Source organism: Microbacterium sp. Root61 (assembly GCF_001427525.1).
Taxonomy (GTDB): domain Bacteria; phylum Actinomycetota; class Actinomycetes; order Actinomycetales; family Microbacteriaceae; genus Microbacterium.
The window spans coordinates 251,893-270,535 of sequence record NZ_LMGU01000002.1 but is presented as its reverse complement, the minus strand read 5'-3'; the positions used below and the strand labels follow the sequence as shown (position 1 = coordinate 270,535).

The following is an 18,643-nucleotide window of genomic DNA, read 5'->3' as shown; positions in this document are numbered from 1 at the left end:
GTAGAACCCGATGACTGCCGACCGGTATTCCCCCGCACGTGCGCAGGACGCCCCTCCGCGCGGAAAATGGCGCGCCCCCGTGGCTGATGGGCCGCTCCGCGCGACCGTCACCGTGCCCGGATCCAAGTCGCTGACCAACCGCGAATTGATCCTCGCCGCCCTCGCAGACGGCACCAGCCGTCTGACCGGACCGCTGCACTCCGACGACTCCGCGCGCATGGTCGATGCCCTGCGCTCGCTGGGTGTGGAGATCCAGCAGGTCCCCGGCACGACGGGGTTCGGCGACGACCTGATCGTCACCCCCATCTGGCCGCTGGCCGGTGGCACCGAGATCGACTGCGGTCAGGCCGGCACCGTCATGCGCTTCGTCGCGGGGCTCGCCGGGTTCGCCCGTGGCGATGTCACCCTCACCGCGCACGAGAGCGCCCTGCACCGCCCCATGGGCGCGATGATCAAGGCTCTCCGCGACGTGGGCGTCGACATCGACGACGGCGGGCACTGGGCCCTCCCCTTCACCGTCCGCGGCCGTGGCCACACGCGCGGCGGCGAGATCACGATCGACGCCAGCGCATCGAGCCAGTTCGTCTCCGGGCTGCTGCTCGCGGCGCCCCGCTACGACGTCGGGCTCCGCCTCATCCACTCCGGCGAGCGGCTGCCCAGCCAGCCGCACATCGACATGACGATCGAAGCACTCGCCCACCGTGGTGTGCGCGTCGAACGACCGTCCGTCGGCGAGTGGGTGGTGCCGGCAGGACCCATCCGCGCCAAGGACATCGCGATCGAGCCGGATCTGTCCAATGCCGCGCCGTTCCTCGCGGCCGCCATGGTCGCCGGCGGCGCCGTGTCGATCACGGGCTGGCCGGTGCACTCCACTCAGCCCGGTGCGATGCTCGGCGACATCCTCTCCCTCATGGGCGCCCGCGTCGCCCGTCGCGGCGGCGCACTGACCGTCACCGCCGGTGCCAAGATCTCCGGCGTCGACCTCGACCTGTCCGCAGCCGGAGAGCTGACGCCGACCATCTTCGCCCTCGCCGCCTTCGCCGACGCTCCGACCACGCTGTACGGCATCGGGCACATCCGCGGCCACGAGACCGACCGCATCGCGGCGCTCGTCAAGGAGCTCCGCGGCCTCGGCGGCGAAGCCCACGAGCTCGAGGACGGAATCCGCATCGTGCCGCGTCCGCTGCACGGCGGCACCTGGCACGCGCACCACGACCACCGCATGGCCACGACGGGTGCGATCATCGGCCTGGCCGTTCCCGAGGTCGACATCGACGACATCGGCACCACGGCCAAGACCATGCCGGAATTCCCCCAGCTCTGGAAGAAGATGCTGAACGGGACGACGGAGGATGCCGTTGCGTGAGGCGACCCGCACGGTCGCTGCACGACGGGTGAGCCTCACCCGCGGAAGGCGCGGAGCGTGAGCTGGCTCGGCCCCGACGACGAGGACGACGACGACGAGTTCGACGAAGCCGACATCCGCTTCCGTCCCAATCCCAAGGCCAACCGCCCGCGCACCAAGCGTCGCCCCGCGCACGCCGACGCGCAGATCGCGCGTGTGCTCGCCGTGGACCGCGGTCGCTACACGGTGCTGCTGGACGAGGACACTCCTGACGAGCGTCGCGTGCTGGCCACCCGCGCCCGCGAACTGCGCAAGGTCGCGATCGTCAACGGCGACCGTGCCCGCGTGGTCGGCGACACCTCCGGCGACGAGGGTAGCCTGGCCCGCATCGTCGGCATCGAGGAGCGCACATCGCTGCTGCGCCGCAGCGCCGACGACACCGACCAGGTCGAGCGCATCATCGTCGCCAACGCCGACCAGATGCTGATCGTCGTGGCCGCCGCCGACCCCGAGCCCCGCGCCCGGCTCGTCGACCGCTACCTCGTCGCGGCGCTGGATGCCGGCATCCGCCCCCTGCTCGTGGTGACCAAGACCGACCTGGCCGACCCGACCGAGTTCCTCCGCCACTTCGAGGGTCTCGGCCTCGAAGTGTTCACGAGCGCACTGGACGAGATGCCGCTCGAGCGTATCGGCGCCGCGCTGGTCGGCCACTCCACGGTCTTCGTCGGCCACTCCGGCGTCGGTAAGTCCACGCTGGTCAACCAGCTCGTGCCGAGCGCCGAGCGCGCCACCGGGCACGTCAACGTCGTCACGGGGCGCGGCCGGCACACCTCCTCCTCGACCGTCACGCTCCGCTACGTCGGCGCCGACGGCACCGGGTGGGTGATCGACACCCCCGGGGTGCGCTCGTTCGGCCTTGGCCATGTCAACCCGGCCCGCATCATCGACGCGTTCACCGACCTCGCCAAGGTCGCCGAGGACTGCCCGCGCGGCTGCACGCACCTGCCGGACGCCCCCGACTGCGCCCTCATCGAGGCCGCGGCCGACGGACGCCTCGGTCCGCGCGGCGCCGAGCGCCTCGACTCGCTGCAGCGCCTGCTGGCCACCTTCAGCGACCGCAAGCCCCGCGACGACTCCTGACCCCGCGCTCGGCGCCGCGCGAGCCTAGGCTGGTCTCATGACCACTGTGCGACTCGAGCCCGGCCAGACCGCTCCCGACTTCACCCTGTCCGACCAGGACGGCACCCCCGTCTCGCTGCACGACCTGCGCGGGCAGCGCGTCATCCTGTACTTCTACCCGGCGGCCATGACGCCCGGCTGCACCACGCAGGCGTGCGACTTCCGCGACAGCATCGCCTCGCTCGGCGGCCTCGGGTACACGGTGATCGGGGTCTCGCGCGACACCCCGGAGAAGCTCCGCGAGTTCCGCGAGCGCGACGGACTCACCTTCACCCTGCTCAGCGACCCGGATCACGCGGTGCACGAGCAGTACGGCACCTGGGGCGAGAAGCTCAACTACGGCAAGACCGTGCAGGGCGTCATCCGCTCGACGTTCATCATCGACGAGGACGGCACGATCGCCGACGCGCTCTACAACGTCAAGGCCACCGGCCACGTGCAGCGCCTGCGGAAGATGCTCGGCGCCGACAGCTGATTCAGCGTGCGGGGCCTTCGGCGGTTCCGGATGCCTCGTCCGGCGTCGACCGATCGCTCGGGCGCCGCGCGGCCAGGAACAGGAACACGAGGCCCGCGACGGCCGGCACCGCGAGCACGGCCCCGATGAGGGGATGCGCGTAGGCGCCGGTCGCTGCACCGAGTGCGACGGCGAGGATCAGCAGCTGCGTGACGATCGCGCCGGAGCGACCCCACGAGAGGCCCCGTGCCACCGCGACGGCGAAGGCGAGGACGGCGGCGGCCCCGACGGCCGTGAGAACGATCAGAGCGATAGCCGTTTCGAGCGCCTCGACATCGCCGCTGGACAGCGCCAGAACCTGCGAAACGACGAGCGCGGCGATCCCGATGCCTTCGGCCCCGACGATGAAAGCTGCGACACGTGCGGCCGAATTGGTTGACATTCTAAACGATCTCCTCCGATAGGCGGCGACTGGGAGCGAACTGCTCCAGACGCAAGGCGAATGCTCAGAAATCCGCGAAGATACCCGCCGGAAACCTCTTGATAACGTTCACGCGCTATGGAACGATTGTAAAAGCCATGTGCTCCCACAGCGAAGTGGGGCGAGCGTTCGCTCGCATATCCCCACAGGGTATCGGACCCGAATCCGCCTCTGGATTTTCACCGACTTCGTATCAAGGAGCATCACCATGGATTGGCGCGACAAATCCGCCTGCCTCACCGTTGACCCCGAGTTGTTCTTCCCCGTGGGGAACACCGGACCGGCGGTCGATCAGATCGAGAAGGCCAAATCGGTATGTGCACGTTGCACCGTCACCGAGGTCTGCCTGCAGTACGCCCTCGAGACCGGTCAGGACTCCGGCGTGTGGGGTGGCCTGTCCGAGGACGAGCGCCGCGCCCTCAAGCGCCGCGCAGCCCGCGCTCGTCGCGCCTCCTGACCCTCAGCACGAAGACGCGCTCCTCCCCTTCCGGGGTGGAGCGCGTTTCTCGTTTGTGCGATCAGTCCCGCACGCGATCGATGTAGCGCAGCGGGATCTCGATCGTGACCTCGGTGCCGCTGCCCATGATGGTGTGCCAGTCGATCGTGCCGCTGAGCTCGCCCTGGATGAGGGTGCGGACGATCTGCGTGCCCAGCCCGCGGCCGACCTGGCCTTCGGGGAGCCCCACGCCGTTGTCGCGCACTCGCACTTCGAGTCGCTCGTCGGTGCGGTCGGCGATGATCTCGACGTCGCCCTCCTTGCCTGCGAGGCCGTGCTCGACCGCGTTGGTCACGAGCTCGGTGAGCGCGAGGGCGAGCGGTGTCGCGTACTCGCTGGGGAGCGTGCCGAACTTGCCGATCGACCGGGTGTGCGCCTGCGTCGTCGGCGCGGCCGCGACCTCGGCGACGAGCTTGAGCACACGCGCGAAGACATCGTCGAAGTCGACGTTCTGCGCCAGTCCCTCCGAGAGGGTGTCGTGCACCACCGCGATGGCCGAGACGCGCCGCATCGCCTGAGTGAGGGCTTCGCGCGCCTCTTCGGAGTGCGACCGCCGGGCCTGGATGCGCAGCAGCGAGGCGACCGTCTGCAGGTTGTTCTTGACGCGGTGGTGGATCTCGCGGATCGTCGCATCCTTGGTGATGAGCTCCTGCTCCTGGTGGCGGATCTCGGTGACGTCGCGGCACAGCACGATGGCGCCGATCCGCTTGCCGTGATCGCGCAGCGGGATCGTGCGCAGCGAGACGGAGACGCCCCGCGCCTCGATGTCGGTGCGCCACGGGGCGCGGCCGGTCACCACGAGCGGGAGGGATTCGTCGAACTGCCGCTTCGCGGGCAGGATGCGCGTGGTCACCTCGACGAGCGATTCGCCCTCGAGCTCGTCGTCGAAGCCCATCCGGTTGAACGCGGAGAGCGCATTGGGGCTGGCGAAAGTCGTGATCCCATCGACATCCAGCCGGATGAGGCCATCGGATGCGCGCGGCGCCCCGCGACGGGGAGACGTCGGCGCCGACATGTCCGGGAAGTCGCCTGAGGCGGCCATGCCGAACAGATCGTCGGCGCAGTCGTTGAAGGTGATCTGCTGACGCGACGGCGTGCGCGTCTCCCCCAGATTGGTGTGGCGGGTCAGCACGCCGATCGGCTGGAGCGGCTCGTCGGCGCGGGGGTGCTCGCGCACGATCGGTACGGCGCGCACGCGCGTGGGGGTCTCCTCGAACCAGTCCGGGGAGGCCGAATCGACGATCCGCGCGGACTGGAAGGCCTCACGCACCTGGGTGCGCCACTGCGGCCGCACGCGGTCGCCGACGATGTCGCGATAGAAGAGGGTGGCCGCGCCGCTCGGGCGCGTGTGGGCGACGGCGACGAACGAATCATCGGATGTCGGCACCCAGATCACGATGTCGGCGAAGGCGAGATCGGCTAGGAGTTGGCCGTCGCCGGCGAGGCGGTGCAGCCACTCCACATCGGCCTGACTCGAGCGCCCCTGGGCATAGACGAGATCGCTGAGAGTCGACATCGCACCAGCCTAGATCAGCGCGTCACCCACCCGCCGCTGCGCCTCGCAGCCGCTACGACGCGAGCAGCGCGCGTCGTCGCGCGATGCCCCGCGGAGCGCGGCGCGGGTCGGCCACCGGAGGAGCGACCGCCTCCCCCACGAACCGGCGCACGGCGAGGGTGAGCGGCGACCGCGGCGCGACCTCGGCGATGGGGCGTCCCGCCAGCAGCGCGGCATCCACCGAGCGCGGGTCCATCGGTGCGAACCAGATGTCCTGAATGCCGCCGAATCTGTCGAGCGCCCGACGCACCTGTCCGCGTGCGTCGATGCCGAGGGCGCCGGGGCGGAGGCGGTTGGCGATCACTGCCACCGGCGTCGCGCCGATCACGGACCGCAGCTCGGCGTACCCCCGAAGGAACCGGGACACCCCGATCGGGTCGGCGGCGACGACGGCCACCACCAGATCGGCCGCGCTCAGGGCCGCCAGCGTCGCGGCGTTGCGGCGCGGTCCGACCAGGTCGCTCACGATCTCCTCGTCGCGCTCCAGCGGCGCGGCGACATCGACCACCGTGTGATCGACCCACCCCCGGCAGACCTGCAGCGCCGCGGTCACCCGGGCCTCGCTCAGCTCCGGCCAGCGCGACGGGCGGTTGATACCGGTGAGCACCTCGACACCGCCGTGTCCCAGCGGTGTGCTGATGCGCGTGAGCTCACGCGCATCGAGCCCGCCGAACTCGGCTTGCCGGCACGCCGCCGCGAAGCCGGGTCCTTCGTCCACCAGCCCGAGCGCCAGCGCGATCGAAGGAGCGTGGGTGTCGGCATCCACCAAAGCCGTGCGGCGACCGCCGCGCGCGAGCTCCACCGCCAGCTCGATCGCCAGCGTCGAGCGGCCCGGGGACCCCGCAGGACCCCAGACCGCGATCACCGGAGCGCGCGCCGGCTCGATCGCCACCACCGTGCCCAGACGAGGCGTCGCGGCGGCCGCCTCGACGATGCGCCACGGCTCGACCTCGAGCGCCAGCGCCGCATCCAGTCCGAAGTTCGCGGCGAGGCGCTCGTCCGCGCCCGTCCCGCACAACGGCAGGATGCGCGCGCCGACCCGATCGCAGAGCGACACCGCGGCCGCGGTCAGCGACCGTCGTGTGACCTCCAGCACGACGACATCGGCGTCCGTGAGAGCGGCGACGAGCTCGTGCGCGTCGTCGCCGAGCATGGAGTCCCCCGAGAACGCGGACAGCGCGGATGCCGCGACCACCGCGAGCACCTCCTGCCCCTCGCGTGCGAGCTCTCCCGCGAGGAACGCGGCGCGCGGCTCATCGACGGCGACGACGAACTTCATCGTCCGGCTCCGGCGCTCGGCACGACCGACAGTGCGGACTCGTCGGACATCGCCGCGAGGGTGGCCGCGACATCCGCTCGCGGGATCACGACCTCGAGGGCGGCGGATCCGCCGCCGATCATCGAGTCGTCGCGGGTCACCGAGACCACGGTGGCATCGGCCACGAGGATGCGCGGGGTGTCGTACCTGCCGCGTTCGATCAGCGGTGCGGACCACACCTCGACGACGGAGCCCGGCTCCACCGATCCGGGCACGTCGACGGCGCTGCGCAGCACGACCGTGGTGACCGTGGCGGCCGACGCGTCGCCGACCGCACTCTGCGGCACCAATTCGCCGGACGGGATCGTGCGGGTCGCCACGAGCCCCTCTTCGAGGGATTCCGGAGCCAGATACGCGTCGCCCATCTGGCCGAGCGCGACCTCCACGACCCTCAGGTCGTCACCGGACAACGCGGTCCCCGCGACGATCGTCCGGGCGGCGGCGAACACCGGCACGGTCTGGCGGGCGGCGGTCACGACGAACCACACACCGGCGATCGAGGCGACGACGAGGAGGATACCGAGGACGAATCGCGCATCGCTCCAGAAGGCGCGCGGTCGAGTCCGGTTGGCGGTTGCGGCGGTCATGCCCACCATCGTCGCTCAGACCGCGAAAACACGGTCCGCGTTATCCACAGCATGCGTGCCGTCCGGCCTCCCACGACGCCTGCGGACCATAATGGTGGCATGCACGAAACCCCGACGTCGGCCATGCGCCTGCTCGCCCCGGCCCAGGTGGCCGAGGTTCTCAGCGTGACCGTCGACGAGGTCGTGGAGCTCGTCCTGGAGGGTCGACTGCGCGGCGCGCGCATCGGGTCGCCCGCGCAGTGGCGGATCGAGGAGGCGAGCCTGGCCGGCTACCTCGAAGACCAGGCCGAAGAGGCCCGCCGCATGGCGCTGTGGCGTCAGTCGAACGCCGCCAGCTTCCCCGAACTGTGGGGTTCGGGTATCGTCCGCAATCCGGACTGACGCTCGCTCTGCCGGAGGTTCGGCAACCGGACGATCCGCGTCAGACGATGCCCGCGGTCGAGTCGATCCGCACCGCGGAGACGGCGCTGAACGGCACCACGCGATGACCGGTCACCGCTTCGGCACGACGGGGAGTCCCGGGGTCGTGCAGCGCGATGTCGAAGTGGTCGGCGCCGGCCCGGTCGATCGTGCCGGTGAGAATCCGGCCACCGACGAGGTGCACCGTCACGGGAGAGCGCCTGCGCACGAGATCGCGCAGCACGAAGCCGAACGTGAGTCGATCCGACAGGGCCGACGCCGGCCCGGATGGGCGGGCGGTCTGCAGAAGGTCGGCGTGCGGCATCCCCAGCGTCCAGATCGCGACCAACGGAACGAGGATGCCGCCGGAGCGGGCCGCCGGCTCCAGCACCACCCAATCGGCCCCGACACCGCTGACCTCCGCGGCGACGACGGTGCCGTCTGACAGCTCGAACGACGGAGGCGTCGTCGAGCGATCGCGCTGCGCCAGCGCCCTGAGTCGCTCGCGCAGCGCCACCCGGGAAAGCCGCAGGCGCTCGGCCTCGGTTTCGAGCGCGGCACGCTCCGCCTCCCACTCCGAGGAGAGCTGATCCTCGAGGTCCTCGAAGAAACGATCCCAGCGCACCCCGCGAGAGTAGGGCAATCATCACGACTCGATCACAAGTTATCCACAGGCCCCGAATCCGTGTTTTCTGTGAGTTGACCTTGTGTTCTACTCTCTGCAAGACATTCCCCCCTGTCGAGATAGGCACCGATGGCAACGCAGCCTGCGGGCACCGCCCGTACCCTCCACGCATCTGCGGATGCGCGAGAGCTCTCCGAGTTCTTCGCGCCTCAACGCACCTCCTCCGATGCGCTTCCCGACCCCGAGTCGCTCCTGCGCAACCTGACCCGCGGAGTGCTCGAAGTGCTCTCCGGGGTGCGCGAGGTCGACCAGCTCGCCCGGTGGATGGCCGAGGAGCCGTACCGCAAGCTCGTGACCCGCGCGAACCTCGCGACGAGGGCCCGCAGCGCGCGGGGCGTCCCCGCGAGCAGGCCCGTCCACGCCATCATGTCGGTGCACTACTCGGCGCCGACGGACGGCGTGATCGAATCCGTCGTGATCGTGTCGGGTCCTGCGCGCACGCGCGCCGTCGCGATCCGCCTCGAGGGCATGGACCGGCGCTGGCGCGCCACGTCCCTCGCCCTGCTCTGACCGCAGACCGGCGAGCGGGTCGGCCCCAACGATGTGGCTGATCCGATCGTCACCCCACCAGTGGCGGCGTCGACCGTTCGAGCGCCGCCGCTCCTACTGCTTGTACGACGACAGGAAGTTGCCGAGCCGCTCGATCGCCTCGGTCAGCACGCGCGCCTCGGGGAGCGTGACGATGCGCACGTGGTCGGGCGTCGCCCAGTTGAAGCCGGTGCCCTGCACGAGCAGCACCTTCTCGGCGACGAGGAAGTCGTAGACCAGCTTCGCGTCGTCGCGGATCTCGTAGACCTCCGGATCGAAGCGCGGGAACGCGTAGAGCGCGCCCTGCGGCTTGACGCACGAGACACCGGGAATGGCCTCCAGGCCCAGCCACGCGGCATCCCGCTGCTCATGCAGACGACCGGACGGCCCGATCAACGCGTCGACGGACTGCACGCCCGACAGCGCCGCCTGCACCGCGTGCTGCGCGGGGACGTTCGGGCAGAGACGCGTGGATGCCAGGAGGTTGATGCCCTCGAGGAAGCCCTTGGCGTGCCCCTGAGGTCCAGTGATCACCAGCCACCCGGAGCGGTACCCCGCGACGCGGTAGGTCTTGGAGAGGCCGTTGAAGGTCAGGCAGAGCAGGTCGGGCGCGAGAGTGGCCAGCGGGATGTGCTCGGCCTCGTCGAACAGGATCCGGTCGTAGATCTCGTCGGCGAGCAGGAGGAGCGAGTGCTCGCGCGCGACCTGGACGATGCCCTCGAGGATCTCGCGGGAGTACACCGCGCCGGTGGGATTGTTCGGGTTGATGACCACGATCGCCTTGGTGCGCGGGGTGATCTTCGAGCGGATGTCCTCGAGGTCGGGCTGCCAGCCGTCCAGCTCGTCGCACACGTAGTGCACCGGCGTGCCGCCGCCGAGGCTCGTCATCGCGGTCCACAACGGGTAGTCCGGCGCCGGGATCAGCACCTCGTCGCCCTCGTCCAGCAGCGCCTGCATGGTCATGGTGATCAGCTCGGAGACGCCGTTGCCGAGGAAGACGTCGTCCGGGTCGACCTTCGGGAACCCCGGGGTCTCCTCGTAGCGGGACACGATCGCGCGGCGGGCCGACATGATGCCGCGGCTCTCGCTGTAGCCGTGCGCGTACGGGATCGCCTCGATCATGTCGCGCACGATCTGGAACGGCGCCTCGAACCCGAAGGCGGCGGGGTTGCCCGTGTTGAGCTTGAGGATCTTGTGACCCTCGGCCTCGAGCCGGACGGCCTCGACGAGGGCCTGTCCACGAATCTCGTAGAGGACATCCTTCAACTTCGACGACTGATCCAGCGTGCGCACGGTGCTCATCGGTTCAGGATATCCCCGGGCCGAGACTGCCAATCGCCACGCGGTGGCCCGCGCGCCCCGACTACAGCAGCACGAAGAAGAGCGACACCGACACCACCGACACGACGATGCTCCCGACGATCACTGTCATGTTCAGGACCGGCGGGGCGATCTCGCGCACGGTGCCGTCGGGGTTGCGCGCGGTACGGCGCTCCTCCTCCGGCAGCTCGTCGATGCGCTTCTGGATCATCCGGGCGATGATGCTGGCCGGTGTGCGCTCGCGCTCCATGTCGAGCCGCAGCGCGTCCACGCGCGTGACCGGCACGATGTAGCCGCCGAAGGCCTCCGTGCGGCGCACGGCGCCCCACAGGAAGCTGCCGGGTCCGGCGGCCGCCGCCGGGATATAGGTGCGCCGATCGGCGGTGCGGATCGTCAGGCGCTTGCCGCCGGTGACCTGCACGATGGCAGCGAGCGGAATGGTCACTGTGTGCAGCGAGTTGCGCACCACCACCGTCGACCGCGACAGCTCGATGCAGGGCAGGGTCCAGAAGACCCACGCCACCCACCCGCCGAACAGCGCCAGCGGGATCATCGTCGGGAAGTCGCGAGAGGGCACGAGCAGTGTCAGCACCACGGTGGCGACGAACACCGCCACCGCGGTCACCACCACGATGCGCCCGGTCGGAAGCCGGTATTCGAGCACGTCGGATGCGCCCATGCACTCAGGGTAGGAGGCGCGCCCCGCCTGCGCGAGAGGTGGGGGCTACTTGCCCTTCTCGGCCGCCCGACGCTGCGCGCGGTTGAGCGGAGCCGCACCGTCGGCGGGCTCGGCCGGCTCCGTGCGCTGACCGAAGGCACCACGCGGCGCCTCGGCCGGCGGGGCATCCGCTGCCGGAGCCTGCGCGGCGGCCGCGGCGGCCTGCCGCAGACGCGTGGCGGCCTGCTGCACCTGACCTCGGTCGTTGCGGACCTCGACCTCGCCCGCGTCATTGGCCGCGGAGTACTCGAGCTTCTGCTCCTCGACCGGCGCGGCACCGAGCCCCTTGGCCTCGACCTGGGTGATCTCCTCGCCCTCGGCGCGACGCACCTCGACCTCGAGGTTGTACAGGTAGCCGACGGACTCTTCCTTGATCTGCCCCATCATCGCCTGGAACATCTGGTAGCCCTCGCGCTGGTACTCGATCAGCGGGTCGCGCTGGGCCATGGCGCGCAGGCCGATGCCGTCCTTGAGGTAGTCCATCTCGTACAGGTGGTCGCGCCAGCGGCGGTCCAGCACCTGCAGCACGACGCGACGCTCGAGCTCGCGGGTGGCTGCGGCGCCGAGGGTCTCTTCGCGCTTCTCGTAGGCGATCCGGGCGTCGGAGAGGATCTCGCGCTTCAGCCCGTCCGCCGTGATGCGGCCCTTCGTGCCGGCCTCGGAGACGACCTCGTCGATCGTGACGCTGACCGGGTAGAGGGTCTTCAGCTCGGTCCAGAGCGCGTCGAAGTCCCAGCTCTCGGTGTGGCCGCTGCCGGTGTGGTCGTCGATGACGGCGTTGATCGCGTCCTCGATGAAGTGCTGCACGCGACCGGCGATGTCATCGCCCTCGAGGATGTGGCGGCGGTCGGAGTAGATCGCCTCGCGCTGGCGGTTCAGGACGTCGTCGTACTTCAGGACGTTCTTGCGGATCTCGGCGTTGCGTCCCTCGACCTGCGACTGCGCGCTCTTGATGGCGCGCGAGACCATGGAGGACTCGATCGCGACGTCGTCGGGGAAGTTGGTGCGCGAGAGGATGGCCTCCGCGGCGCCCGACTGGAACAGACGCATCAGGTCGTCGGTCAGCGACAGGTAGAAGCGGCTCTCGCCGGGGTCGCCCTGACGGCCGGAGCGGCCTCGCAGCTGGTTGTCGATGCGACGCGACTCGTGCCGCTCGGTGCCGAGCACGTAGAGCCCGCCCGCCTCGACGACCTTGGTGGCCTCCTCGGCGACATGATCGCGCTTGGCCTTGTAGACGTCATCCCATTCCGCCTCGTACGCCTCGGGCGTCTCGACGGGATCGAGGTTCTTGGCCTTCATGTCCTGCACGGCGAGGAACTCCGCGTTGCCGCCGAGCATGATGTCCGTACCGCGACCGGCCATGTTGGTCGCGACGGTCACCGCACCGAGGCGTCCGGCCCGGGCGACGATCTCCGCCTCGCGGGCGTGGTTCTTCGCGTTCAGGACCTCGTGCTTGATGCCCTTCTTGGCGAGCAGGCGCGACAGGTACTCGCTCTTCTCGACGCTCACCGTGCCGACGAGCACCGGCTGACCGGTCTCGTGGCGCTTGGCGATGTCCTCCACGACCTGCGCGAACTTCGCCTGCTCGTTCTTGTAGACGAGGTCGGACTGGTCCTTGCGGATCATCGGCCGGTTGGTCGGGATCGGCACGACGCCGAGGTCGTAGGTCGACATGAACTCGGCCGCCTCGGTCTCGGCGGTACCGGTCATGCCCGAGAGCTTCTCGTACAGGCGGAAGTAGTTCTGCAACGTGACCGTGGCGAGGGTCTGGTTCTCGGCCTTGACCGGAACCGCCTCCTTGGCCTCGATCGCCTGGTGGATGCCCTCGTTGTAGCGACGGCCGACCAGGATGCGGCCGGTGTGCTCGTCGACGATCATGACCTCGTCGTTCATCACGACGTAGTCGGTGTCGCGCTTGAACAGGGCGAGGGCCTTGATCGAGTTGTTCAGGAACGAGATCAGCGGCGTGTTCGCGGATTCGTACAGGTTGTCGATGCCGAGGTAGTCCTCGACCTTCTCGATACCGGGCTCGAGCACACCGATGGTGCGCTTCTTCTCGTCGACCTCGTAGTCGACTCCGGCCTCGAGGGTCTTCGCGATCTTGGCGAACTCGACGAACCAGCGGTTCGCCTCGCCCGACGACGGCCCCGAGATGATGAGCGGCGTGCGGGCCTCGTCGATGAGGATCGAGTCGACCTCGTCGACCACGGCGTAGAAGTGACCGCGCTGCACGAGGTCCTCCTTGCGCCACGCCATGTTGTCGCGCAGGTAGTCGAAGCCGAACTCGTTGTTCGTGCCGTACGTGATGTCGGCGTTGTACTGCTCGCGGCGCACCTCGGGCGTCTGCCCCGCCACGATCACGCCGGTGGTCATGCCGAGGGTGCGGAAGATACGACCCATGAGCTCGGACTGGTAGGTCGCGAGGAAGTCGTTGACCGTGACGACGTGCACGCCCTTGCCTGCGATCGCGTTGAGGTAGGACGGCAGAGTCGCGACGAGGGTCTTGCCCTCACCGGTCTTCATCTCGGCGATGTTGCCGAAGTGCAGGGCCGCGCCGCCCATGAGCTGGACGTCGTACGGGCGCTGGCCGAGCGTGCGCTTGGCGGCCTCGCGCACAGCCGCGAATGCCTCGGGCAGCAGCTGGTCCAGCGTCTCGCCGGCTTCGTGACGTGCGCGCAGTTCGGCGGTCTCGCCGCGCAGCTCCTCGTCGGTGAGCTGCGTGTAGTCCTCTTCGAGGGCGTTGACCGCCTTCACGACCTGCTGCAGGCGCCGGAGGATTCGGCCCTCACCGGCGCGGAGCAGTTTCTCGAGAGGATTTGCCACGGGATGTTCTCCATCTGTCGGGTGCGACGTCGGGTTCACGAACCTGGCGTCGGTGCCGCGCCGTCGGGCGACAGGCACTTTTTCTATGTTATCCGCCCGTGACCTTTGAGTGGGCTGTGGAAACACGCTTGGGGATAGGCGCGGATGCATGTCAGGCCTCCGGCATCCCTCCCCCATTGCTCAGTATGCATATACTGAGAAACTAGATACTCGGTATGCAATCGAGTGGGTGGGAGAACTGATGTCGGTACGACAGAGCCTGCTGGCGATCCTCGACCAGGGTCCCTGCTACGGCTACCAGCTGCGCGCGGAGTTCGACCGTCGCACCGGGTCGACCTGGCCGCTGAACGTGGGGCAGATCTACAACACTCTCGATCGCCTCGAGCGCGACGGGCTCGTTCGCAAGGGCGACACCGACGAGCGCGGGCACGTCTACTACGAGATCACGGATGCCGGTTCCGCCGAGGTGCGGGACTGGCTCGGCTCCCCCGTCGAGCGTTCGTCCGGCACGAGGGACGAGCTCGCGATCAAGCTCGCGGTCGCCGCAACCCTCCCAGGCATCGATGTCTCGGAGATCATCCAGACCCAGCGCCGCTCCTCCCTCGCGCAGCTGCAGGCGCTCAACCGTGCGAAGTACGCGGGGGCGAACCCGGACGGGCCGGAGGAGCTCGCCTGGTCGCTCGTCGTGGACTCGATGATCTTCCAGGCCGAGGCCGAGGTGCGCTGGCTGGACCACACCGAACAGCGCCTGGCCCTGCATCCCGAGCACGCGATGACGCTCCAGCTGTCGACCGAGAAGCCCAAGCGGGGCCGACCTGCGAAGGACGCGCCCCCGGCGCCTCTGCCGTCGGGGACCGTGCGATGACTGACACGGTGCTGCGTCTCATCGGCGTCACGCAGCAGTACGGCACGGGAGCCACCGCGGTCTCCGCCCTCTCGGGTGTGGACTTCGAGGTGCGCCAGGGCGAACTCGTGGCCGTCATGGGCCCCTCGGGATCGGGCAAGTCGACGCTCCTGTCGATCGCGGGCGGCCTCGCGATACCTACCACCGGTGAGGTCGTGATCGAGGGCGCGCACCTCAGCGAGCAGTCCTCGACACAGCTCGCACAGTTGCGACGACGCTCGCTGGGCTTCGTCTTTCAGGACTTCAACCTGATCCCGACGCTCACCGCGATCGAGAATGTGACGCTGCCGCTCGAACTGGACGGGTTCCGCCCGCGCGTCGCCCGCCGCGCGGGCCGAGATGCCCTCGCCTCGGTGGGGCTGGCGGAGAAGGCGGACTCGTACCCCGACGATCTGTCGGGCGGTCAGCAGCAGCGCGTCGCGATCGCCCGCGCCGTGGTCGGTGGGCGACGCCTGATCCTGGCCGACGAGCCGACCGGCGCGCTGGACTCCGTGACCGGCGAGATGGTGCTGAAGATGCTGCGCGCCCGGGTGGATGCCGGAGCCGCCGGCATCCTCGTCACCCACGAGGCCCGCCACGCCGCGTTCGCCGACCGCATCGTGTTCCTGCGCGACGGTCGCATCGTCGACGAATCGCGGCGCGACGGCGTCGACACGCTGTTGGCCGGGAGCTCGCGGTGATCGGTCGGACGGATGCCCGAGCCTCGCTTGGCTCCGCGCCGGCGAGCGCGCGATGACTGGGGTCCAGGAGGCGGCGGAAGTCGTCACGGAGCAACGACCGACCGGTGCCCCGCGTCGGCGCGGCGGATGGTCGCGATGGCGAGTGGCAGTTCGACTGGCGCGTCGGCAGACCTGGCGCGCGAAAGGAGCGAGCGCGCTCGTGGTGATGCTCGTCGCGCTCCCCATCGCCGCGATGAGCGCCTACTCCGTCTGGGCGATGAGCTCCGTCGGCACGGCCGAGGAGCAGGTCACCGTCGAACTCGGCCAGACGCAGGCGTGGGTGGCGCCGGCGGGTGTTCCGGGCGCCGGATTCTGGCAGGCGCCGACGCAGCCGGAATGGAGCGGCTACCCGTTCGACGAGGACGGTGCGGCGGGTGCACCCCCCGAGGGCAGCCCGCTCGACGATCCTCTCGGCGTCCTTCCGCGGGGCACCGAGACCCTCGAGATCACCCACGGCCAGGTCTTCGCGGAAACGCTCGGCGGCACGGCCTCGCTCGAAGCATGGGGCGGCCAGACATGGGATCCGCGCTTGGCCGGCCGGTTCGATCTTCTCGACGGCGAGCGGCCCGACGGTCCGCGTGAGGCGATGGTCACCGATGCTGCGCTCGAGCGACTCGGAATCGACATCGGCGGCACCCTGTCGCTCGCCGACGCGGGGACGCGCTTCACCGTCGTCGGAACACTGGCTGCCGCAACGCTGCCCGACTCCGCGGCCGCGGTGTTCCTCCCCGATCCCGCCCTGGTCGACGGCGAGCGCCGGTGGTATCTCCCCACGCTCGCGCTCGGCTGGGACGACGTCGTTGGGCTGAACGAGGAGGGCGTCGTGGCGTATTCGCGCGAGGTCGTCCTGGATCCACCGGCCGTCACGACGGTCGAAGCGGCCAGCGCTCGGGATGCCTGGCTGAACAGCATCTGGGCGACCGTCACAGTGCTCGCCGTCGCCGGTGTCTTCGCCGCCTACGTGGCGGTGATGCTCGCGGGTGCCGCGTTCGCGGTGTCGGCCAGGCGCCAGCAGCGCTCGCTCGCCGTGGCCGCAAGCGTCGGCGCGCGGCCCCGCGATCTCTCGCGCACGATCGCCCTGCAGGGAACCGTGCTCGGCATCGTCGGCGGAGGCATCGGCGTAGCTGCCGGCATCGGGATCGCGGCGCTCGTGATGCAGCTGACCGCATCCGGCAGCGCGACCCAGTTCTGGGGGTTCCACGTCCCGTGGGCGCTGCTTGCCGGCGTGTTCGCCTTCGCCGTGCTGGTGGGGACGGCTTCGGCGCTCGTTCCGGCGCGGTCGGTGACGCGCAGCGACACGATCAGCGCCCTCCGCGGCGCCCGGCGCCCGCAGACCCCTCGCGCATCGCGTCCGATCTGGGGATCGCTGCTGCTGCTCGTCGGGGTCGGCCTGACACTCATCTCCGGCATCGCCGCCGCGGCAATGACCACGATGGACGATGTCGCGTCCGACTCGCCTCTGCGCGCCATCCCGCCGTTCGGAATCGTGATCGGGCCGATCCTGGTGCAGATCGGCATCCTCATCTCGGGCGCCTGGCTGCTCTGGTGGACCGCGCGCGGCCTCTCGAAGCTCGGCCTGTCGGCCAAGATCGCCTCGCGGGATGCCGCGGCGAACGCTTCGCGCACCGTGCCGGCCTTCGCGGCGATCGCGGCGACGGTCTTCATCGGCGTGTTCGCGATCGGACAGCTGTCGATGCAGACGGCGAACACCGCACGCGAATGGTTCTATCAGGCACCGCTCGGCAGCCTCGCGATCGATATCGAGCCCACCGGAACGGAGGCCGTGACGGCGGCGAATGCGGCTCTGGCCGCCGATGCGGCCGTGGACCTCGCGGACGCGGCAGGAGCCGATCGCGTGGCAGTGACCGGTCGCCAACTGAACGCCTGGTTCAACGGCGGCGCCGCAGATGCTCGCCAGGCCGAGTACGTGATGGCACTGCTCCCCGCGGAGCACCTGCTCGACCCGAGCGTCGTCAACAGCTTCTCGACGATGGGCCAGAGCCCGCAGAACCCCCTCTCCGTCGTCGCGCTGCGCGACCTGGAGACCGCGCTCGGAACGACGCTGTCGCCCGGCGACTTGGCGGCCTATCGCGAGGGCGCCGCGCTCGTCGCCGACCCGCGGTTCGTCACCGACGGCACGATCGACGTCGCCGCCTGGACGGTCGCCGATGTCAGCGAGGGTCGGGCGCCCGACAACATCTGGGACCCCGACAAACGCCCCGACGACTGGGGGCTGCCCGACATCAGCGCCCCGCTGTGGACCGAAGAGCTCGACACCGTCGTGGTCGACCTCCCCCGGCAGCCGATCTCCATCGCGATCTCCCCCGAGACGGCCTCTCGGTTGGGTGTCGTGGCCCAACCGGACAAAGTCATCGGTTCATTCAGCGCACAGCCCTCCACCGTCGACCTCGACCGGCTGATGGAGCAGGCCTCGAACGCGGTGAGCGCCGATTGGGCGCTCGCTCCCCGGTACGAGTCCGGGCCTCCGAGCGATGCCGCCTGGATGGTGCCGCTGCTGGGCGCCGTCGCCGTGCTGGTGCTCGGCGCGAGTGCGGTCGCGCTGGGACTCGCGCGCTACGAACGCCGCCCCGACGATGCGACGCTCACCGCCGTGGGCGGGACTCCGGGGCTGCGCCGACGCATCGGGTTCTGGCAGGGTCTGGTGATCGCCGGGTTCGGAACCCTGGCCGGCACCGCGGCCGGCATCCTGCCGCCGATCGGTTTCGCGATCCAATCCGGGCACGACCTCCGGGTCGCCGACATCCCGTGGGCCGTGCTCGCAGCTCTCGCCGTCGGCCTGCCGCTGGCGATCGCAACGGTGTCGTGGCTCGTCCCGCCGCGGCATCCCGAGCTCACTCGCCGAACAGCGATCACATGAGACGAATCGGGATGTGCCGGACATATACAAGCAGGACCCCTCGAAAGGACACACCATGAACCGCTCCGTGCCCGCCGTCGACCCCGCCGCGATCAGCTTGCCTCCGACCGAGCCGATCGATCTCACCGGACTGATCGCGCAGAACCTCGCGGGCTGACCGCGGGAGGACGCCGCGGTCGACGTATGCCTCGCCTCGGGCGGTCGGAAACGCCCGGGGCCGGCGCATCCTGTCTCCTCTCAGGCGGTACGGACTA

17 protein-coding genes are annotated in these 18,643 nt (G+C 69.9%); 9 read left to right on the top strand and 8 right to left on the bottom strand.

Going from position 1 to position 18,643, the window contains the following annotated elements; all coding sequences use genetic code 11:
• Positions 1-10 precede the first annotated feature (10 nt).
• Genes aroA through bcp form a run of 3 tightly spaced genes read left to right on the top strand, consistent with a single transcriptional unit; the run spans position 11 to position 2,999 of the window.
• On the top strand, positions 11-1,366 hold the full coding sequence (gene aroA / locus ASD65_RS17505) for a 3-phosphoshikimate 1-carboxyvinyltransferase (protein WP_056225733.1): 1,356 nt from the start codon (positions 11-13) through the stop codon (positions 1,364-1,366).
• Between the two features lie 57 nt (positions 1,367-1,423).
• Positions 1,424-2,485 (top strand): ribosome small subunit-dependent GTPase A, encoded by a 1,062-nt coding sequence (gene rsgA / locus ASD65_RS17500; protein WP_056225729.1) that lies wholly within the window; start codon positions 1,424-1,426, stop codon positions 2,483-2,485.
• Between the two features lie 37 nt (positions 2,486-2,522).
• The gene (gene bcp / locus ASD65_RS17495; protein WP_056225726.1) at positions 2,523-2,999 is read left to right on the top strand and encodes a thioredoxin-dependent thiol peroxidase; all 477 of its coding nucleotides are present in this window, start codon (positions 2,523-2,525) and stop codon (positions 2,997-2,999) included.
• A gap of 1 nt (position 3,000) precedes the next feature.
• On the opposite strand, the gene ASD65_RS17490 is transcribed toward bcp, so the two are convergent.
• On the bottom strand, positions 3,001-3,420 hold the full coding sequence (locus tag ASD65_RS17490) for a hypothetical protein (RefSeq protein ID WP_056225724.1): 420 nt from the start codon (positions 3,418-3,420) through the stop codon (positions 3,001-3,003).
• A 247-nt stretch (positions 3,421-3,667) separates the two neighbouring features.
• On the opposite strand from ASD65_RS17490, the gene ASD65_RS17485 reads away from it, so the two are divergent.
• Positions 3,668-3,916, top strand: a complete 249-nt coding sequence (locus tag ASD65_RS17485) for a WhiB family transcriptional regulator (protein WP_055967481.1) — start codon at positions 3,668-3,670, stop codon at positions 3,914-3,916.
• Positions 3,917-3,977: 61 nt separating this feature from the next.
• Here the strand turns inward: ASD65_RS17485 and ASD65_RS17480 are convergent, their stop codons facing one another.
• The 3 genes from ASD65_RS17480 to ASD65_RS17470 are packed head-to-tail and all read right to left on the bottom strand — an operon-like array spanning position 3,978 to position 7,415.
• Entirely contained in the window at positions 3,978-5,471 is a 1,494-nt protein-coding gene (locus ASD65_RS17480; RefSeq protein WP_056225721.1) for a sensor histidine kinase, read from the bottom strand.
• A gap of 52 nt (positions 5,472-5,523) precedes the next feature.
• On the bottom strand, positions 5,524-6,789 hold the full coding sequence (locus ASD65_RS17475; protein WP_056225719.1) for an AAA family ATPase: 1,266 nt from the start codon (positions 6,787-6,789) through the stop codon (positions 5,524-5,526).
• Positions 6,786-7,415 carry an SAF domain-containing protein gene (locus tag ASD65_RS17470; RefSeq protein ID WP_056225717.1) on the bottom strand — a complete coding sequence of 210 codons (630 nt, stop codon included), beginning with the start codon at positions 7,413-7,415 and terminating at the stop codon, positions 6,786-6,788. The genes ASD65_RS17475 and ASD65_RS17470 overlap by 4 nt, the downstream gene beginning before the upstream one ends.
• Positions 7,416-7,514: 99 nt before the next feature.
• Here ASD65_RS17470 and ASD65_RS17465 point away from each other — a divergent pair, with 99 nt between their 5' ends.
• Positions 7,515-7,796: a helix-turn-helix domain-containing protein gene (locus ASD65_RS17465; protein ID WP_056225714.1), complete on the top strand. Its 282-nt coding sequence runs from the start codon at positions 7,515-7,517 to the stop codon at positions 7,794-7,796.
• 40 nt (positions 7,797-7,836) lie between these two features.
• Here the strand turns inward: ASD65_RS17465 and ASD65_RS17460 are convergent, their stop codons facing one another.
• The gene (locus ASD65_RS17460) at positions 7,837-8,439 is read right to left on the bottom strand and encodes a hypothetical protein (protein WP_056225711.1); all 603 of its coding nucleotides are present in this window, start codon (positions 8,437-8,439) and stop codon (positions 7,837-7,839) included.
• A gap of 129 nt (positions 8,440-8,568) precedes the next feature.
• Here ASD65_RS17460 and ASD65_RS17455 point away from each other — a divergent pair, with 129 nt between their 5' ends.
• Positions 8,569-9,009, top strand: a complete 441-nt coding sequence (locus ASD65_RS17455; protein WP_056225708.1) for an Rv3235 family protein — start codon at positions 8,569-8,571, stop codon at positions 9,007-9,009.
• A 93-nt stretch (positions 9,010-9,102) separates the two neighbouring features.
• On the opposite strand, the gene ASD65_RS17450 is transcribed toward ASD65_RS17455, so the two are convergent.
• The 3 genes from ASD65_RS17450 to secA form a co-directional block, all read right to left on the bottom strand.
• On the bottom strand, positions 9,103-10,329 hold the full coding sequence (locus ASD65_RS17450) for a pyridoxal phosphate-dependent aminotransferase (protein ID WP_056225705.1): 1,227 nt from the start codon (positions 10,327-10,329) through the stop codon (positions 9,103-9,105).
• A 61-nt stretch (positions 10,330-10,390) separates the two neighbouring features.
• The gene (locus ASD65_RS17445) at positions 10,391-11,026 is read right to left on the bottom strand and encodes a hypothetical protein (protein WP_056225702.1); all 636 of its coding nucleotides are present in this window, start codon (positions 11,024-11,026) and stop codon (positions 10,391-10,393) included.
• Positions 11,027-11,071: 45 nt separating this feature from the next.
• A complete protein-coding gene (gene secA, locus ASD65_RS17440) occupies positions 11,072-13,888 on the bottom strand; it encodes a preprotein translocase subunit SecA (protein ID WP_056225699.1) in 2,817 nt (938 codons plus the stop codon).
• A gap of 241 nt (positions 13,889-14,129) precedes the next feature.
• Between secA and ASD65_RS17435 the strand changes: the two genes are divergently transcribed.
• From ASD65_RS17435 to ASD65_RS17425, 3 genes are all read left to right on the top strand, one after another.
• Complete coding sequence (locus ASD65_RS17435) at positions 14,130-14,753, top strand: PadR family transcriptional regulator (protein ID WP_056226431.1); 624 nt, start codon at positions 14,130-14,132, stop codon at positions 14,751-14,753.
• On the top strand, positions 14,750-15,472 hold the full coding sequence (locus tag ASD65_RS17430) for an ABC transporter ATP-binding protein (protein WP_056225698.1): 723 nt from the start codon (positions 14,750-14,752) through the stop codon (positions 15,470-15,472). The genes ASD65_RS17435 and ASD65_RS17430 overlap by 4 nt, the downstream gene beginning before the upstream one ends.
• A 142-nt stretch (positions 15,473-15,614) precedes the next feature.
• Positions 15,615-18,389 carry an FtsX-like permease family protein gene (locus ASD65_RS17425; protein WP_056225694.1) on the top strand — a complete coding sequence of 925 codons (2,775 nt, stop codon included), beginning with the start codon at positions 15,615-15,617 and terminating at the stop codon, positions 18,387-18,389.
• The last annotated feature ends 254 nt before the right edge of the window (positions 18,390-18,643 follow it).

What these genes read in the sequence shown, in the direction of transcription:
- ASD65_RS17475 (WP_056225719.1), bottom strand. Translation starts at nt 6,789, where the DNA reads ATGAAGTTCGTCGTCGCCGTCGATGAGCCGCGCGCCGCGTTCCTCGCG.
- ASD65_RS17465 (WP_056225714.1), top strand. Translation starts at nt 7,515, where the DNA reads ATGCACGAAACCCCGACGTCGGCCATGCGCCTGCTCGCCCCGGCCCAG.
- ASD65_RS17480 (WP_056225721.1), bottom strand. Translation starts at nt 5,471, where the DNA reads ATGTCGACTCTCAGCGATCTCGTCTATGCCCAGGGGCGCTCGAGTCAG.
- ASD65_RS17455 (WP_056225708.1), top strand. Translation starts at nt 8,569, where the DNA reads ATGGCAACGCAGCCTGCGGGCACCGCCCGTACCCTCCACGCATCTGCG.
- ASD65_RS17490 (WP_056225724.1), bottom strand. Translation starts at nt 3,420, where the DNA reads ATGTCAACCAATTCGGCCGCACGTGTCGCAGCTTTCATCGTCGGGGCC.
- ASD65_RS17485 (WP_055967481.1), top strand. Translation starts at nt 3,668, where the DNA reads ATGGATTGGCGCGACAAATCCGCCTGCCTCACCGTTGACCCCGAGTTG.
- ASD65_RS17470 (WP_056225717.1), bottom strand. Translation starts at nt 7,415, where the DNA reads ATGACCGCCGCAACCGCCAACCGGACTCGACCGCGCGCCTTCTGGAGC.
- ASD65_RS17435 (WP_056226431.1), top strand. Translation starts at nt 14,130, where the DNA reads ATGTCGGTACGACAGAGCCTGCTGGCGATCCTCGACCAGGGTCCCTGC.
- bcp (WP_056225726.1), top strand. Translation starts at nt 2,523, where the DNA reads ATGACCACTGTGCGACTCGAGCCCGGCCAGACCGCTCCCGACTTCACC.
- ASD65_RS17445 (WP_056225702.1), bottom strand. Translation starts at nt 11,026, where the DNA reads ATGGGCGCATCCGACGTGCTCGAATACCGGCTTCCGACCGGGCGCATC.
- ASD65_RS17430 (WP_056225698.1), top strand. Translation starts at nt 14,750, where the DNA reads ATGACTGACACGGTGCTGCGTCTCATCGGCGTCACGCAGCAGTACGGC.
- aroA (WP_056225733.1), top strand. Translation starts at nt 11, where the DNA reads ATGACTGCCGACCGGTATTCCCCCGCACGTGCGCAGGACGCCCCTCCG.
- ASD65_RS17450 (WP_056225705.1), bottom strand. Translation starts at nt 10,329, where the DNA reads ATGAGCACCGTGCGCACGCTGGATCAGTCGTCGAAGTTGAAGGATGTC.